This is a genomic window from Streptomyces sp. NPDC042364, assembly GCF_056437585.1.
On the sequence record NZ_JBWKAJ010000002.1, the window covers coordinates 634,138 to 650,073 of the forward strand.

A 15,936-nucleotide genomic window follows, 5' to 3' on the forward strand; every position below is an offset into this window, starting at 1 on the left:
GAGCGGTTCCGCTTGTCCGTGCGGAGACTATTGAGTCCCTGTGCGCCCAGCGGTGTCCATGACCCCCGCCGTCACACGATCGCCATTCGGTCGACATGAGTCACCCCACTTGACGCTCCTTTCCGGCCAACACCGTGGCCGATCTCCCACGCGCCCCAACGGGTCCTCTTTTGAGCGGGAGTTGACAGCAGTACCGTCCGCGCATGCCGATACCTGCGCGACGCACACGCCGTTCGACCTGGAGATCCCTGGCGACGGTCGCCACCTCCGCCGCCCTGATGGCCGGCTTCGTCACCCCGGCGGTCGCCGGCACCACGACGCCCCGGAAGAGCCAGCCCGTCTACGCGTACGACAAGGCGATCCGCGAGGCCGTCTGGGTGGACATCGGACTCGACGGCGACCGCGACGGGAGGAACGACCGTGTCGCCGTCGACATCGTCCGCCCGAGCGAACCGGCCCAGCGGGGCCGCAAGATACCCGTGATCATGGACGCCAGCCCGTACTACTCCTGCTGCGGACGCGGCAACGAGAGCCAGCGCAAGACGTACGACGCGAACGGGAACGTCGTCCAGATGCCGCTGTTCTACGACAACTACTTCGTGCCCCGCGGCTACGCCTTCGTCGCCGTCGACCTGGCCGGGACCAACCGCTCCGACGGCTGTGTGGACGTCGGCGGACGCTCCGACATCCAGTCCGCCAAGGCGGTCGTCGACTGGCTCAACGGCCGTGGAAAGGCGTACACCACCCGCACGGGAACCAAGAAGGCCAAGGCCGGCTGGACCAACGGCAGAACCGGCATGATCGGCAAGAGCTACGACGGCACCGTCGCCAACGGTGTCGCCGCCACCGGCGTCGAGGGCCTGGAGACCATCGTCCCGATCGGCGCCATCTCCTCCTGGTACGACTACTACTTCGCCAAGGGCGCCCCCCTCTACGACTCCGGCCCCGACTGGCTGTCCGACGCCATCGAGAGCCCCGAGGCCCGCGCCGAGTGCGCCCATGTCCAGCGGGCGCTCGTGGACGGCGCCCCGCGCACCGGCGACTGGACGCGGCTGTGGACCGAGCGCGACTACGTCAAGGACGTCCGCAGGGTCCACGCCAGCGTCTTCGTCATCCACGGCCGGCAGGACCTCAACGTCCGCCCCAAGCACTTCGGCCAGTGGTGGGACGCCCTCGCCAAGCACGGCGTCGAGCGCAAGATCTGGCTCTCCCAGACCGGCCACGTCGACCCCTTCGACTTCCGCCGCGCCGCCTGGGCCGACACCCTGCACCGCTGGTTCGACCACGAACTCCTCGGCTACGACAACGGCATCGACGACGAGCCCATGGCCGACATCGAACGCCACCCCGACCGCTGGGTGAAGACGAAGGTCTGGCCGCCGCGCGCGACGAGCACCACGACCCTCCGCCCCGGCAAGGGCACCCGGCCCGGCGTCGGCACCCTGGGTCTCCGCAAGCGGCCCGGCACCGAGACCTTCACCGACAACCCCGCCCTGAACGAGACCGACTGGGCGGCGCACATCGACCGGTCCACCCCCGACAAGGCGGGCTTCGTCACCACGCCGCTCACCAAGGACCTGCGGATCTCCGGCTCCGCCAAGGTGACCGTCACCGCCACGCCCACCACCTCCACCGCACACCTCTCGGCGGTCCTGGTGGACCTCGGCCCGGACACCATCCGCGACTACTCCACCGCGGGCGAGGGCATCACCACCCTCACCGACCGCACCTGCTGGGGCCCGAGCACCACCGGTGACAGCTCCTGCTACCTCGAGACCCGGGCGAAGACCGCCGCCGTCGGCTACACGATCCTCAGCCGCGGCTGGGCCGACCTCGGCAACCACTCCTCCGGCACCGGGGCCCCGCTCACCCCCGGCACCCCGTACAGCCTCACCCTCGACCTGCACGCGAGCGACCATGTCGTCCCGGCGGGTCACCGGCTCGCCCTCATCGTCGCGGGCACCGACGAGGGCCTCATCGACCCGCCGTCGACGAAGCCCACCCTGACCCTCGACCTCAAGCGCACCTACGCCAAGGTGCCGCTGGTCGGCGGGGCCGCCGCCTTCAGGAAGGCGACCTCGGGTGCCACCGCCGCGCCGAAGGGCTCCGTCCTCGACGGCGTCGGCGACCCGAGCGGCGCCGCCCGCATCCCGGGTGACGGCGTATGAGGGCCCGGACCATGATGTAGGTGCATCTCGGCAGGCCCGGACTCCGCACCGGTCGGTCACTCGCCGGTGCGAGGTCTCGGGAGCCGCGGGCAGATGCTGCGAGAACGGGCCGCTGATGCTCCGAGCCGGGACCGCCGGACCCCCTACGGGTTGCCGACGATGCCCGCGTCGTGGGCGAGGAGGCCGGCTTGGGTGCGGTTGGCACAGCTCAACTACGTGTCGACGATCGCCGACCGTGTCCGTCCTGGGCTCCTGCTACAGCCAGTTGGCGATCGTGCTCGCGGCACGGCGCCAGAACGGGATACTGAAACGCGTGCGGGCGACACCGCTGCCCGCGTCCGCGTACTTCGTGGGACTCCTGGCGCACTGCGTCGTCGTGAGCGTCGTCGACGTCCTGCTGATCACCATGGCCGGCCGGCTCTACGGCGTCTCGCTGCGCGCCTCCTCGCAGCTGCCCGCACTGGCCGTCACGCTCGTGCTCGGCGCCGCCGCCTTCTGCGCCCTCGGGGTGTCGCGGTGGCGTCGCTGATCCGCGACGCGGAGGCCGCGCCGTCGGTCGTGCAGTTCGTCCTGTTCCCTACTCTCCGTGCGCGCTCCGGCGGCTGCGGTGTGCTCGTACCGTTGCGCCGGCAACTGAGGGGCGCCCATCCCGTCACCTCCTGGACGAGCGGGCCCCGTACCGCCTGACGGGGGAAGAGCACGACACCACCTGGTGAAGAAGGCGGCAGCGGGGTCACATGCGGGAGGGCTCGCTGGGCAGGAGTAGCTCAGTTCCAGCCACTCGCGGAAAGGTTCCACCTGTGACGCACGATCACACAACCACCCACCACGGGGGAGGCGTGCTTCCCGGTTCGGAGGCGGGTCTCCCCGGCGGCGGGCGGCCCCGGACCGATCGCGTCGTGTTCGGCGTGACGGCAGTACTGACCTTGGCTTTCGTGCTCTGGGGCGCCCTTGCCACCGACTCGCTCGAAAGCGTCTCGGGCAAGATGCTGAGCGGCCTCATACACAACGGCGGTTGGGCGTTCATGCTGGCCGCCTCCTGTTTCGTGGTCTTCGCCCTGTGGCTCGCCGCCAGCCGCTACGGCCGTATCCACCTCGGTGTCGAGGGGGAGAAGCCCGAGTTCCGCACGGTGTCGTGGGTCGCCATGATGTTCAGCGCGGGCATGGGTATCGGTCTGATGTTCTATGGCGTCAGTGAGCCCCTGGCGCACTTCACCACGCCTCCGCCGGGCACCGACCCCGACGGGGCCGGTGAGCGCATGGAGACGGCGATGGCGACCACGCTGTTCCACTGGACTCTGCACCCCTGGGCGATCTACGCGGTGGTCGGCCTCGCCATCGCCTACAGCACCTTCCGCAAACGCCGCCGCCAGACCATCAGCGCCGTCTTCACCCCGCTGATCGGCGAGAAGCACGCGAACGGCACCGGCGGCCGGGTCATCGACATCCTCGCCATCGTCGCCACCATCTTCGGCTCGGCGGCCTCCCTCGGCCTGGGAGCGCTCCAGATCGGCTCCGGCGCCCGGGAGCTGAACTGGATGGACAAGGTGAGCACCGGACTGCTCGTCGGCATCATCGCCGTCCTGACCCTGGCCTTCGTCGCCTCCGCGGTGTCCGGGGTGGAGAAGGGCATCCAGTGGCTGTCCAACACCAACATGGTGCTGGCCCTGGCCCTGCTCCTCTTCGTCTTCGTGGCCGGCCCGACGATCCTGGTCCTCGACCTCCTGCCCACCTCGGTCTTCTCCTACCTCGGCGATCTGCCGCAGCTCGGCGGCCGCACCGAGGCGTCCGGCGGCGAGGGCGTGGCCGACTGGCTCAGCAGCTGGACCGTCTTCTACTGGGCGTGGTGGATCTCCTGGACGCCCTTCGTCGGCATGTTCATCGCGCGCATCAGCCGCGGCCGCACCATCCGCCAGTTCATCGGCGGCGTCATCCTGGTCCCCAGCTCGGTCAGCCTCGTGTGGTTCGCGGTGTTCGGCGGCACGGCCATGAAGCTCCAGGACCAGGGCCGGCTCGGTGACGAGTCCACCGCGGAGGGTCAGTTGTTCGCGGTCCTCAACCAGTTCCCGGCGGCCACCGTCAGCTGCCTGCTGGTGATGGTGCTGGTCGGTATCTTCTTCGTCTCCGGCGCCGACGCCGCCTCCATCGTCATGGGCACCCTCTCCCAGCGCGGCGCCCTGGAACCCGGGCGCTTCGTCGTCGTCTTCTGGGGCGTCCTCACCGGAGCCGTCGCCGCGATCATGCTCCTCGTCGGCAGCGGCCAGGGCGACGCCCTCACCGGCCTGCAGAACCTCACGATCCTGGCGGCCGCCCCGTTCGTCCTGGTCATGATCGGCATGTGTGTGGCGCTGATGCGCGACCTGCGCCGCGACGCGGTGATCGTGCGCGAGGAGATGGCCTCCGAGGCCGTCGAACTCGCCGTGATCGAGGGCCACAAGCGCTACGACGGCGAATTCGAGATCCGGGTCGGCCCGGGGCAGGGAACGGAGGTCGAGGGCGATCCCATCGGGCACCGGAAGGCCTGACCGCCACCAGGGGGCGCGGCGCCCGGGCGCCCGGGGCACCGCTCCGGGAGCCGGCCGCCCGCGCCCAGGCGCCCTCCCGGAGTTGCCCGGAGCCCCTTCTCGGCCGTCCGGCGGAGGGCCGCGACCGCCCCGCGGCGGGCCGGAATCACCCAGGACCCCTCCACGGTCACCCGGCGGCGAGTCGCGCGACCTCCCGGGCGCAGCCCCAGGCCACCGTCACCCCCGCGCCGCCGTGCCCGTAGTTGTGCACCAACAGCCGCCCGGCAGACGGCCGCTCACTCTCCAGCCGTACGGCGGGCCGGGCGGGCCGCAGCCCCACCCGGTGCCCGATCACCCGCGCCCCGGCGATCTCCGGCCGCACGGCCGCGCACCGCCGCACGATCTCCTCGGCGGCCACGGGGTCGGGTGTCATCGACCACGCGTCCTCCTCCGCCGTACCGCCGAGGATCAACCCGCCCGGCTGCGGAATGAAGTACGTGCTCGTGCCATCGGCGTGGTCCACCGATGTCATCCAGGTGGTGACACCCGGGTTCTCCACCACGACCAACTGCCCCCGCACCGGACGCACGGACGGGTCCGGCACCAGGTCGCGCGCGTCGAGCCCGGTGCAGTTGACGACCACGCGGGCGTCGACCGCGGTGAGGTCCGTGACCGCGCGCTCCTCGATCGTCCCGCCCGCCGCGGCGAACCGCTCGCGCAGCCACCGCAGATGGACCGGCATGTCGATCACCGGCAGCCGCGCCCACAGACCCGTCCCCGCGTACTCCTGCGCCGTCGTGGCCCGCAGGCCAGCCACCCGTGAGGCCCAGGCACCGAGTCCGTCCAGCGTGGTCTCACCGTGTACGCCCTCGACCAGGCGTACGCCTGTCTCGTCCGGCCGTGCCGCCAACTCCTCGTACACCGCCAGCGATACGAGCGCCCATTCACCGGCGAGCGCCTCCGGTTCGATGCGGTACGGCCACCACAGCCCGCCCGCGACGGCGGACGTGGTCCGCTCCGCGGGCTCCCGGGCCCAGACCCGGACCCCTCTGCCGCTCTCCGCGAGGACGACGGCCGTCGTCAGACCGACGATGCCGCCACCGACCACGATCACATCGCTGTTCGATTCCCTGGTCACAAAGGGACGTTAACGGACTATGTCATGCCGTGCTCACAAGTCTGTCTTTGTGGGGATACTCACACCATGTCTGCCGAGTACGCGACCTTCGGCCTGGCACCGGCGATCCGAGCCGGTGGCGTCCTCGCCGACGGTGCCTACCAAGCCCACCGGGACTTCGTGGACTTCATCGTCGACGGACGCCCGCTGCTGTTCCAGCTGTCCGACCTCGACGCCGTCTCGCCCCTCGCGTCCGACATACCGCCCGCGATCTTCACCGCCCAGGTGCGCGGCCTGCTCCTGGAGGCCGACGCGCCCCTGACCGGCGGCCGGTACGTCATCTACGGCTGCCCCGAGTGCGCCGACCTCGCCTGCGGAGCCGTGACGGCGGTGATCGAGCGGGACGGCGACGACTACGTGTGGCGGGACTTCGCCTGGCAGACGGAGGAGGAGGCCGACCTCAGGCTGAACGGCTACACCGGCATCGGCCCCTTCCGGTTCCACGGCTCCGAGTACCGCAGCGCCCTGCAGTCGCTGTTGCGCGAGTCCGCCGACGAGGCCCCGCCGCGCCCACGGGTCCTCCTCATCGGTGCCCGGGTCGCCGTCCTCGCCCGACTCGCCGCCGCCCTGCGGGCCATCGGCATCGGCGCGGACATGGCGCACGACGCCGCCGGTGTGCCCGACGAGGAGCTGCGTGGTTACGGCGCGGTCGTCTTCGGCCGGGCCGTCGGCGAGGCCGACCGTGCCGCGGTACGCACTGCCTTCGACCGGGCGGGGGTGCGGGTCGCGTACGTCGACGGGTTCGCCCCGATCATTCCGCTCCTCGTCGCGCAGATCGAGAACGCGCTGGACCGCAGCCCGGTGGAACAGCGCCGGCTCACCCGGCTGATCGCGGCGGACGGTCAGGCCGGTGTCGAGATCACCTCCACCTGCCGGGTCGAGCTGACCGCGTACCGCCTCGACCGGCTGTACCGGACACACACGTACAAGTTCTTCGACGGCATCCTGCCCGCGGGGCGGCACCGGATCGGGCTGGACGCCAAGTCCGTCAAGGGCGAGTCGTTCATCGTGGCCCGGACCGCGGGCACGGTGCTGGTGGAGCCGATGGTGAGGTGACCGGCTGCGGTCGCCAGGTCGCCAGGTCGCCCGACCGGCCGCGGGGCCGTGGGGGCCGGCCGCGCGGCTCCCCGCGCCCTTCGCGCGCTTGCTCGTGCCGCCGGCCGCCGCGGGCGTCGGCCGTGCTGCTCCTCGGGGTGAGAGCACGGTGCGGAGGTCGTTAGGATCGCACCCTGTGACCGCCACCCTCGTCGTCAAGAACCTCGCCGCCGGCCACGGCGACCGCCCGCTCTTCTCCGGGCTCGACCTCGTGGTCGCGCCCGGTGACGTGATCGGGCTGGTCGGCGCCAACGGAGCGGGCAAGTCCACCCTGCTGCGGCTGCTCGCCGGGCTCTGCCCGCCGGAACAGGGGGAGCTGCGGCTGTCCCCGCCCACGGCCACCGTCGGGCACCTCCCACAGGAGCCCGAGCGCCGCGAGGGCGAGACGGTCCGGGAGTTCCTCGCCCGGCGTACGGGGGTCGCCGAGGCCCAGCGGGTGATGGACGACGCCACCCAGGCCCTCGTCGACGGGGCGCCGGGCGCGGACGACGCGTACTCGGCAGCCCTGGAGCGCTGGCTCGGCCTCGGCGGCGCCGACCTCGACGAGCGGGCGGCGGAGGTCGTCGACTCCCTCGGCCTGGACGTCGACCTGGACCAGCCGATGACCGGCCTCTCCGGCGGCCAGGCGGCCCGCGCCGGCCTCGCCTCCCTCCTCCTGTCCCGCTACGACGTCTTCCTCCTCGACGAACCCACCAACGACCTCGACCTGGACGGCCTCGAACGGCTCGAACGCTTTGTGAGCGGCCTGCGCGCCGGCACGGTCGTCGTCAGCCACGACCGCGAGTTCCTCACCCGCACGGTCACCAAGGTCCTCGAACTCGACCTGGCACAGCAGCGGATCAACCTCTACGGCGGTGGCTACGAGGCGTACCTGGACGAGCGCGAGACGGCCCGGCGCCACGCACGCGAGGACTACGAGGAGTACGCCGACAAGCGGGCCGCACTCCAGGACCGAGCCCAGACGCAGCGCTCCTGGATGGACAAGGGCGTCAAGAACGCCCGGCGCAAGGCGGGCAACGACAACGACAAGATCGGCCGCAAGTTCCGCAGCGAGGCGAGCGAGAAGCAGGCCGCCAAGGCCCGGCAGACCCAGCGCATGATCGAGCGGCTCGACGTCGTGGAGGAGCCGCGCAAGGAGTGGGAGCTGCGCATGGAGATCGCGTCGGCCCCGCGCTCCGGCGCCGTCGTCGCCACCCTGCGGGACGCGCGGATCAAGCGGGGCGACTTCGCCTTCGGTCCGGTGTCGCTCCAGATCGACTGGGCCGACCGCATCGCCATCACCGGCGCGAACGGCGCGGGCAAGTCCACGCTCCTCGGTGCCCTGCTGGGCCGCATCCCGCTGGACGCGGGCCACGCCTCACTCGGCTCCGGTGTCCTGGTCGGCGAGGTCGACCAGGCCCGCGCGCTCTTCCACGGCCCCGAGTCGCTCCTCGACGCCTTCTGCGCGGCCGTGCCCGACACCGAGCCGGTCGAGGTCCGCACCCTCCTGGCCAAGTTCGGCCTGAAGTCCCACCACGTCCTGCGCCCGGCCGTGACCCTCTCACCCGGCGAACGCACCCGCGCCGCCCTCGCCCTCCTCCAGGGCCGCGGTGTGAACCTGCTGGTCCTGGACGAACCCACCAACCACCTCGACCTGCCCGCCATCGAGCAGCTGGAGTCCGCCCTCGACGCCTACGAGGGCACGCTGCTCCTGGTCACCCACGACCGCCGCATGCTGGACGCGGTACGGGTGACCCGGCGCTTCGAGGTGGCATCGGGCAAGGTCACGGAGGGCTGAGCCGCTGGCCGGGGCCCACGTCCGCACAGCGCGGTGCCGGGCACCCCGCAAGCAGGGCACCCGGCACCGGCACGATCACCTCAGCGCCGCTTCGGGTCCACCAGCCCGGCCTTGCGCAGCGCGTCCGCCATGGCGCTGTTCGCCGGAGCCGGCGCGGAGCCCCCCTGCCGGGACCCTCCCTGCCGGGAGCCGCCGCCACCACCGCCGCCGCGGCCCTGCCGCTGCTGAGGCGCCCGGGCCCCCCGCTGCGGCCGCGTGCCCCCGCCGGACTGGCCCTGAGGCGCGGCCTCGTCGTCCAGCCGCAGCGTCAGCGAGATCCGCTTGCGCGGAATGTCGACGTCGAGCACCTTCACCTTGACGATGTCGCCGGGCTTGACCACATCGCGCGGATCCTTCACGAACGTCTTGGACATCGCCGACACATGCACGAGCCCGTCCTGGTGCACCCCGACGTCCACGAAGGCCCCGAAGGCCGCCACGTTCGTCACGACCCCCTCCAGCACCATCCCGGACACCAGGTCGGAGATCTTCTCGACGCCCTCCTTGAACGTGGCCGTCTTGAAGGCCGGCCGGGGGTCGCGCCCCGGCTTCTCCAGCTCCTTCAGGATGTCGGTCACGGTCGGCAGACCGAACGTCTCGTCCACGAAGTCACCGGGCTTCAGCGACCGCAGCACACTCGTGTTGCCGATCAGCGCCGCGACCTCGCTGCCCGCCGCCTTCACCATCCGCCGCACCACGGGGTACGCCTCCGGGTGCACGCTGGAGGCGTCCAGCGGGTCGTCGCCGCCCCTGATCCGCAGGAAGCCCGCGCACTGCTCGTACGCCTTCGGACCGAGTCGCGCCACGCCCTTCAGCTGGGAACGGGACGTGAACGGACCGTTGGAGTCCCGGTGGGCCACGATGTTCTCGGCGAGACCGGAGGAGATACCGGACACCCGGGCGAGCAGCGGCGCGGAGGCCGTGTTCACATCGACGCCGACGCCGTTCACACAGTCCTCGACGACCGCGTCCAGCGACCGCGACAGCTTCACCTCGGACAGGTCGTGCTGGTACTGGCCGACGCCGATCGACTTCGGGTCGATCTTCACCAGCTCGGCGAGCGGGTCCTGCAGACGGCGCGCGATCGAGACGGCACCGCGCAGCGAGACGTCCATCCCGGGCAGCTCCTGGGAGGCGAACGCCGACGCCGAGTACACCGAGGCGCCCGCCTCCGACACCATCACCTTGGTGAGCTTCAGCTCCGGGTGCCTGGTGATCAGCTCACCGGCGAGCTTGTCGGTCTCGCGGGACGCCGTGCCGTTGCCGATGGCGATCAGCTCGACCGCGTGCTCCTTGGCGAGACGGGCCAGCTTGGCGATGGCCTCGTCCCACTTGTTGGCCGGAACATGCGGGTAGATCACGTCGGTGGCGACGACCTTGCCGGTCGCGTCGACCACGGCGACCTTCACGCCCGTACGGAAACCGGGGTCGAGGCCCAGCGTCGCGCGGGTACCGGCGGGGGCGGCTAGCAGCAGGTCGCGCAGGTTCGCCGCGAAGACGTTCACCGCCTCGTCCTCGGCGGCCGTGCGCAGCCGCAGCCGCAGGTCGATGCCGAGGTGCACCAGGATGCGGGTCCGCCAGGCCCAGCGGACGGTGTCCGTCAGCCACTTGTCGGCGGGGCGCCCACGATCGGCGATCCCGAACTTGTGAGCGACGATGCCCTCGTACGAAGACGGTCCGTCCGTGGGCTCCTCCGGCTCCAGGACGAGGTCGAGGACGTCCTCCTTCTCGCCCCGCAGCATCGCGAGGATGCGGTGGGAGGGCAGCTCGGTGAACGGCTCCGCGAAGTCGAAGTAGTCGGCGAACTTGGCGCCCGCCTCCTCCTTGCCCTCCTTCACCCTGGCCGCCAGCCGGCCCCGCACCCACATGCGCTCGCGCAGCTCGCCGATCAGGTCGGCGTCCTCCGAGAACCGCTCGGTGAGGATCGCCCGCGCGCCGTCCAGCGCCGCCTGCGCGTCGGCGACGCCCTTGTCGGCGTCGACGAAGGCCGCGGCGGCGGCCTGCGGCTCCACGGTCGGGTCGCCCAGCAGGCCCTCGGCGAGCGGTTCGAGCCCCGCCTCGCGCGCGATCTGCGCCTTCGTGCGCCGCTTCGGCTTGAACGGCAGGTAGATGTCCTCCAGCCGCGCCTTGGTCTCGGCGCCGCGGATCTGCGCCTCCACCTCGGGGGTCAGCTTGCCCTGCTCCCGCACCGAGTCGAGGATCGCCGCACGGCGGTCCTCCAGCTCGCGCAGATACCGCAGCCGCTCCTCGATCGTGCGCAGCTGCGCGTCGTCGAGCATCTCGGTCGCTTCCTTGCGGTAGCGGGCGATGAAGGGAACGGTCGAACCGCCGTCGAGCAGTTCCACCGCGGCCTTCACCTGCCGCTCCCGTACGCCGAGTTCCTCGGCGATCCTGCCTTCGATGGACCCTACTTCGATGGATCCGGGTGTCGTCACGATCCCGTACCGCCTTCTCCACTGAGGTTGCGCGGCAATTGTGGCAGGTGACGCGGACAACGGGGGATCAGGGCGGCGCGTGCCGGTCATCCGGTCCGGACGGGTGGGGGGCCGGATCCGGACAGCCGGGGAGCCGGACGCGGGCTCGCGTCCGGCTCCCTCGGTTCACGGCTCGGCCGGGGTCAGGCCCGGCGCGCGCGTCCGGTGCGGCGCGTGGAACTCGAGGCGCCGCCGAACAACCGGGCCACAGCTCGGAACGGCAGCGTCACCACCGTCGCGACAGCCCCTCCGATCTGGCGCAACACATCTGCGATCGCACGGAACACGTAACTCCCCTTTCCTCTCCCGGCCGACCGGGCCGGGAGAGCACGGGTACCGCGTCCCGTCTCCTTCATGCGTGAACGAGCCGGCCGGCCCGCACGAGACCGTGCCCCGGCGGCCCACCGCCCCCGGGCCGCACCCGGCCTCGCCGGTCACGCGCCGGTCACTTCTTGCCGATCATCCCCGCCGGGAACGCGCCGGCACCGAGCATCGTCGTCACCATTCCGCTCATCAATTCGGTGAGTCGTTCCACGCCGGCCGCGCCCAGGTGCTCGTACGGGGCCCGGTCGAGGCGGTCCGTCGCGCTCTCGATCTCCTCGCGCAGTGCGGCACCCGCCTCCGTCAGTTCGCCCTCGCCGTCGACCAGTCCGCGCTCCTGGAGCCGCCCGCGGGCCGCCTCCCAGTCGGCCCGCGTCCAGCCTCGGGTGCCGAGCATCCACTTCGGGGACATGCCCTTGCCGGTCGCGGTATGGCTGACCAGTGCCTCGACCGGGTCGAGACCGGCGCCGAGAAGGACCGTGAGGTGCCCGTCACCCCGGTGCTCGCGCAACAGCGTGGCCGCATGCCACAGCGCGAGGTGGGGGCGCTCGGGCACCGGCAGGTCGGCGTGCGCGGCGTACAGGGGACGCGCGGTCCGCACGCACGCCTCGGTGGCCCGCAGGGCCAGCTCGGCGGCCTCCGCGACCTCCCTGGAGCCGATCAGCTCGTCGCCGAGCAGCCGGCGCAGGGTGGCGTCCGCGACCCGCTCGCGTGCCGCCAGCACCACCGAGGGCGAGGCGGTCTCCCACACCTCGGGCACATGCCGGGCCACCAGGTCGTGCCGGAAGTTGAAGAACGTCGCCGTCACCACGCCCGGTCCGACCGGGCCCATGGCGGCGGCCCGCACCGCGAAGTACGCCGCACTCGGGTGCTCGACCCCCACCGCGCCCAGCTCCCGCCCGAGGTCCGGGGAGAAGTAGTGCGCGGAGTGGAACGGGTTGAGCAGGTTGTGGCAGCGCCGCTCGGCGCGCTCCGGCAGGGAGGAAGGCGTCATGCCCCGCAGGTTACCGACTGGTCGGTTCGTCGTCTGGGGCAGGCCCCACGTGCCTCTGCTCACACCGCGTCGGCCGGGCCTGACCGATGGCAGGAAAGGTGGGGTACCCGTCATTGCGGCCATCGCCCGGGCTCCCCAGAATCGGGACATGCGCACAGTCCTGGTCGTCCTCTTCGACGGCGTGCAGAGCCTCGACGTCACCGGCCCCCTGGAGGTCTTCCAGGGCGGCGAGTTGCACGCTCCGGGCTCCTACCGCATCCGCACGGCCTCCCCGGACGGCGCCGCGGTGCGCACCTCCAGCGGCCTCACCCTCCTGCCGGACCAGGCGCTCACGGCATCGCCCGCCCCGCACACCCTGCTCGTCCCCGGCGGCCAGGGCACCCGGCACCCCGCCCCGGACGTCGTCGCCTGGCTGCGGGAGCACGGCCCCCGGGCGGAGCGCCTGGTGTCGGTCTGCACCGGCGCGATCCTGCTCGCCGAGGCGGGCCTCCTGGACGGACGCCGGGCGACGACCCACTGGGCGTACTGCGACAAGCTGGCCCGCGACCACCCGTCGGTGGACGTCGACCCGGACCCCATCTACGTCCGCGACGGCCATGTCGCCACCTCGGCCGGTGTCACCGCAGGCATCGACCTGGCCCTGGCCCTCGTCGAGGAGGACCTCGGCCGAGAGGTCGCCCTCGGCATAGCCCGCCACCTGGTCGTCTTTCTGCGTCGCCCCGGCAACCAGGCCCAGTTCAGCGCCCAGCTCACCGCGCAGACCGCGCGCCGGGAGCCCCTCCGGGAGGTCCAGCATTGGATCACCGAGCACCCCGGCGGCGATCTGAGCGTCGAGACCCTGGCCGCCCGGGCCCGCCTCTCACCCCGTCACTTCGCCCGCGCCTTCCAGGCCGAGACCGGCACGACCCCGGGCCGCTATGTCGACCGGGTCCGCCTCGAACACGCCCGCCGGCTGCTGGAGGACACCTCCGACGGCGTCGAGGAGATCTCCCGCGCCTGCGGCTACGGCACCTCCGAGGCCATGCGCCGGGCCTTCGTCAAGGCACTCGGCACGCCCCCCGCGGAGTACCGCCGCCGCTTCCGGCCGGCGTCCGCCCCCACCCACTGAAGGGACCCCCATGCAGATCGCCGTCGTCCTCTTCGACCGCTTCACCGCTCTCGACGCCGTCGGCCCCTACGAGACCCTCGGCCGTCTCCCCGACGCCGAACTGGTCTTCGTCGCCGAGGAGACCGGCCCCGTCCGCTCCGACACCGGAGCCCTCGCGATCACCGCGGACCGGACCCTCGCCGAGGTTCCGGCCCCGGATGTCGTCGTGGTGCCGGGCGGCCCCGGCCAGTTCGCGCAGATGGAGAACGAGACCCTCTTCGCCTGGCTCCGCGCGGCCGACCGTACGAGCACCTGGACGACCTCCGTCTGCACCGGCTCCCTGATCCTCGCGGGCGCCGGCCTCCTCGAAGGCCGCCGGGCCACCTCGCACTGGCTGGCGCTGGACTTCCTCAGGCAGTACGGGGCCGAGCCGACGGGGGAGCGGGTCGTGTTCGACGGCAAGTACGTCACCGCGGCCGGGGTCTCCTCCGGCATCGACATGGGCCTCACCCTGATCGGCCGGATCGCGGGCGACGAGCACGCCCAGGCGGTCCAGCTGATGACCGAGTACGACCCGCAGCCCCCGTACGACGCGGGCGCCCCGCACAAGGCGCCCGCGCATCTCGTGGAGGAGTTCCGCACCAACAGCCGCTTCGCCCTGATGTGACCCCCGGTCGCCCCGGTGCTCAGGCCACGGCTCTCACACCGTCCAGGTGAACAGGGGCCGCCTGCGCTCCAGGAACGCGGCGACGCCCTCCGCGGCGTCGCCGCTGCCGCGTGCCTGCTCGGCCCAGTACGCGTCCCGGTCCCTCCGGCCGTCGGCGAACTCCTTGGCCGCCGCCTGGGTCAGCCGGGAGCGCGAGACCAGCACCCGCGTGAACTCCGCGACCCGCTCGGCCAGCCCGCCCACGGGCAGCACCTCGTCCACCAGGCCCGTGCGCAACGCCCGTTCGCTGTCCATCAACTCACCCGAGAACAGCAGGTACTTGGCGGTGCCGGGGCCGACCAGCGACACCAGCCGCCGGGTGGAGGAGGACGGATAGACGAGCCCCAGCTTCGCGGGGGTGATCCCGAACAGCGACCCCTCCTCCGCGAACCGCAGATCACAGGCCGCCGCGAGCTGCGACCCCCCGCCCACACAGTGCCCCCGGATCGCCGCGAGCGTCGGCTTGGGGAACGCCGCCAGCGCCTCCTCGGCGAGCAGTGCCAGCCCCTGGGCCTCGCCCGGGGACTCCCGCAGCGTCGAGATGTCGGCCCCCGCGCAGAACGTCCGGCCCTCGCCGGTCAGCACCAGCGCCCGTACGGAGGGATCGGTGGCCAGCCGGTCGAGCAGCGGCGGCAGGGACCGCCACATCCCGGCCGTCATGGCGTTGCGCTTGGCCGGGTGGTGGATCACCACCGTCGCGACCCCGTCGGCGGTGGAGTGCAGCAGCTGAGGGTCCATGCACCGGATGCTAGCCACCTCGCCGGCGCCGCTCTTCGACGGCCTCCGGCTGACCGCCCCCGGTTCGGCGGGCGGCCGGCCCGTCGTCGGGCCTCTCTCGGGAATGATCACGGAGAGTCACGACCGGGGTCGGGAAGATCAGGCACGGCACCGAACCCGTACAACCCGAATAGTTTCAAGAGCGACATAAGGCTGGCAGAACCGAGCATTCCATCGATCGTTCCGAACCCGGTCGGTCGTGAAATCGTCGATACGCGCTGACTTGTGTTCAGGCATCCGTGGACGGCGTCGAGTCGCCAACACTTAACGTGTGGTGACAATCGAGCGCAAAGGCGGCGACCGGACCATGGACGACCGAGGGCGCGGCGGTGACCCACGCCCCGGCGGCGGCGGGCACGTTCCCGACGACCGGAGGCCGCCGGAACCGTTGCCGTACGAAGGGGTCTGGCGGTTCACCGCGGCCGCCGTCGACGCCTCGGTGCCGCAGGCGCGGCGCGCCGTCCGGGACCTGCTCGTCCGGCAGGGCGTGCCGATCTCGGACGACCTGGTCCAGGGATTACTGGTGATCGTCTCCGAGTTGGTGACGAACGCGGTCAAACACGCGGCGGTGCTCTCGCCCACACTCGCCGTGGAGGTCGCGGTCGGAGCGGAGTGGGTGCGTGTCGCGGTGGAGGACAACCACCCCTACCGCCCGACCGCCCTGGAGACCGACCACGGCCGGCTGGGAGGGCGGGGGCTGCTGCTGGTGCGCGAGATCACCAGGGAGGCCGGCGGAGTCTGCGATGTCGAGCACACCGCGAGTGGCGGCAAGGTGATCTGGGTCGCCCTGCCGCTCAAACCCGCGCACCTCTGACGG

12 protein-coding genes and 1 pseudogene are annotated in these 15,936 nt (G+C 72.0%); 8 read left to right on the forward strand and 5 right to left on the reverse strand.

Annotated elements, in window-relative coordinates; all coding sequences use genetic code 11:
- The first annotated feature begins 203 nt into the window (after positions 1–203).
- The 3 genes and pseudogenes from AC067N_RS06060 to AC067N_RS06070 all read left to right on the forward strand — a co-directional run bounded on the left by AC067N_RS06060 (position 204) and on the right by AC067N_RS06070 (position 4,693).
- Positions 204–2,168 (forward strand): Xaa-Pro dipeptidyl-peptidase, encoded by a 1,965-nt coding sequence (locus AC067N_RS06060; RefSeq protein ID WP_478677664.1) that lies wholly within the window; start codon positions 204–206, stop codon positions 2,166–2,168.
- 232 nt (positions 2,169–2,400) lie between these two features.
- Positions 2,401–2,747: pseudogene (locus tag AC067N_RS06065) on the forward strand (ABC transporter permease); the annotation flags it as partial.
- Positions 2,748–3,067: 320 nt separating this feature from the next.
- A complete protein-coding gene (locus tag AC067N_RS06070) occupies positions 3,068–4,693 on the forward strand; it encodes a BCCT family transporter (RefSeq protein WP_478677665.1) in 1,626 nt (541 codons plus the stop codon).
- Between the two features lie 166 nt (positions 4,694–4,859).
- On the opposite strand, the gene AC067N_RS06075 is transcribed toward AC067N_RS06070, so the two are convergent.
- The gene (locus AC067N_RS06075; protein WP_478677666.1) at positions 4,860–5,810 is read right to left on the reverse strand and encodes an FAD-dependent oxidoreductase; all 951 of its coding nucleotides are present in this window, start codon (positions 5,808–5,810) and stop codon (positions 4,860–4,862) included.
- Positions 5,811–5,876: 66 nt separating this feature from the next.
- Here AC067N_RS06075 and AC067N_RS06080 point away from each other — a divergent pair, with 66 nt between their 5' ends.
- Both AC067N_RS06080 and AC067N_RS06085 read left to right on the forward strand, forming a co-directional pair.
- Positions 5,877–6,905, forward strand: a complete 1,029-nt coding sequence (locus AC067N_RS06080; RefSeq protein ID WP_478677667.1) for an oxidoreductase — start codon at positions 5,877–5,879, stop codon at positions 6,903–6,905.
- 175 nt (positions 6,906–7,080) lie between these two features.
- Positions 7,081–8,721, forward strand: a complete 1,641-nt coding sequence (locus AC067N_RS06085) for an ABC-F family ATP-binding cassette domain-containing protein (protein ID WP_478677668.1) — start codon at positions 7,081–7,083, stop codon at positions 8,719–8,721.
- A gap of 80 nt (positions 8,722–8,801) precedes the next feature.
- Here AC067N_RS06085 and AC067N_RS06090 read toward each other — a convergent pair whose 3' ends face one another.
- The 3 genes from AC067N_RS06090 to AC067N_RS06100 all read right to left on the reverse strand — a co-directional run bounded on the left by AC067N_RS06090 (position 8,802) and on the right by AC067N_RS06100 (position 12,549).
- A complete protein-coding gene (locus tag AC067N_RS06090) occupies positions 8,802–11,195 on the reverse strand; it encodes a Tex family protein (RefSeq protein ID WP_478677669.1) in 2,394 nt (797 codons plus the stop codon).
- A gap of 182 nt (positions 11,196–11,377) precedes the next feature.
- Positions 11,378–11,521, reverse strand: coding sequence for an LPFR motif small protein (locus AC067N_RS06095; protein ID WP_169800313.1), 144 nt, complete (start codon positions 11,519–11,521; stop codon positions 11,378–11,380).
- 158 nt (positions 11,522–11,679) lie between these two features.
- Entirely contained in the window at positions 11,680–12,549 is an 870-nt protein-coding gene (locus AC067N_RS06100; RefSeq protein WP_478677670.1) for an SCO6745 family protein, read from the reverse strand.
- A gap of 148 nt (positions 12,550–12,697) precedes the next feature.
- Between AC067N_RS06100 and AC067N_RS06105 the strand changes: the two genes are divergently transcribed.
- Positions 12,698–13,657: a GlxA family transcriptional regulator gene (locus AC067N_RS06105; protein ID WP_478677671.1), complete on the forward strand. Its 960-nt coding sequence runs from the start codon at positions 12,698–12,700 to the stop codon at positions 13,655–13,657.
- A 10-nt stretch (positions 13,658–13,667) separates the two neighbouring features.
- Positions 13,668–14,303: a DJ-1/PfpI family protein gene (locus AC067N_RS06110; RefSeq protein ID WP_478677672.1), complete on the forward strand. Its 636-nt coding sequence runs from the start codon at positions 13,668–13,670 to the stop codon at positions 14,301–14,303.
- Between the two features lie 33 nt (positions 14,304–14,336).
- On the opposite strand, the gene AC067N_RS06115 is transcribed toward AC067N_RS06110, so the two are convergent.
- Positions 14,337–15,080 carry an enoyl-CoA hydratase/isomerase family protein gene (locus tag AC067N_RS06115; protein WP_478677673.1) on the reverse strand — a complete coding sequence of 248 codons (744 nt, stop codon included), beginning with the start codon at positions 15,078–15,080 and terminating at the stop codon, positions 14,337–14,339.
- Positions 15,081–15,426: 346 nt separating this feature from the next.
- Here AC067N_RS06115 and AC067N_RS06120 point away from each other — a divergent pair, with 346 nt between their 5' ends.
- Positions 15,427–15,933, forward strand: coding sequence for an ATP-binding protein (locus tag AC067N_RS06120; protein WP_478677769.1), 507 nt, complete (start codon positions 15,427–15,429; stop codon positions 15,931–15,933).
- Positions 15,934–15,936: the final 3 nt, after the last annotated feature.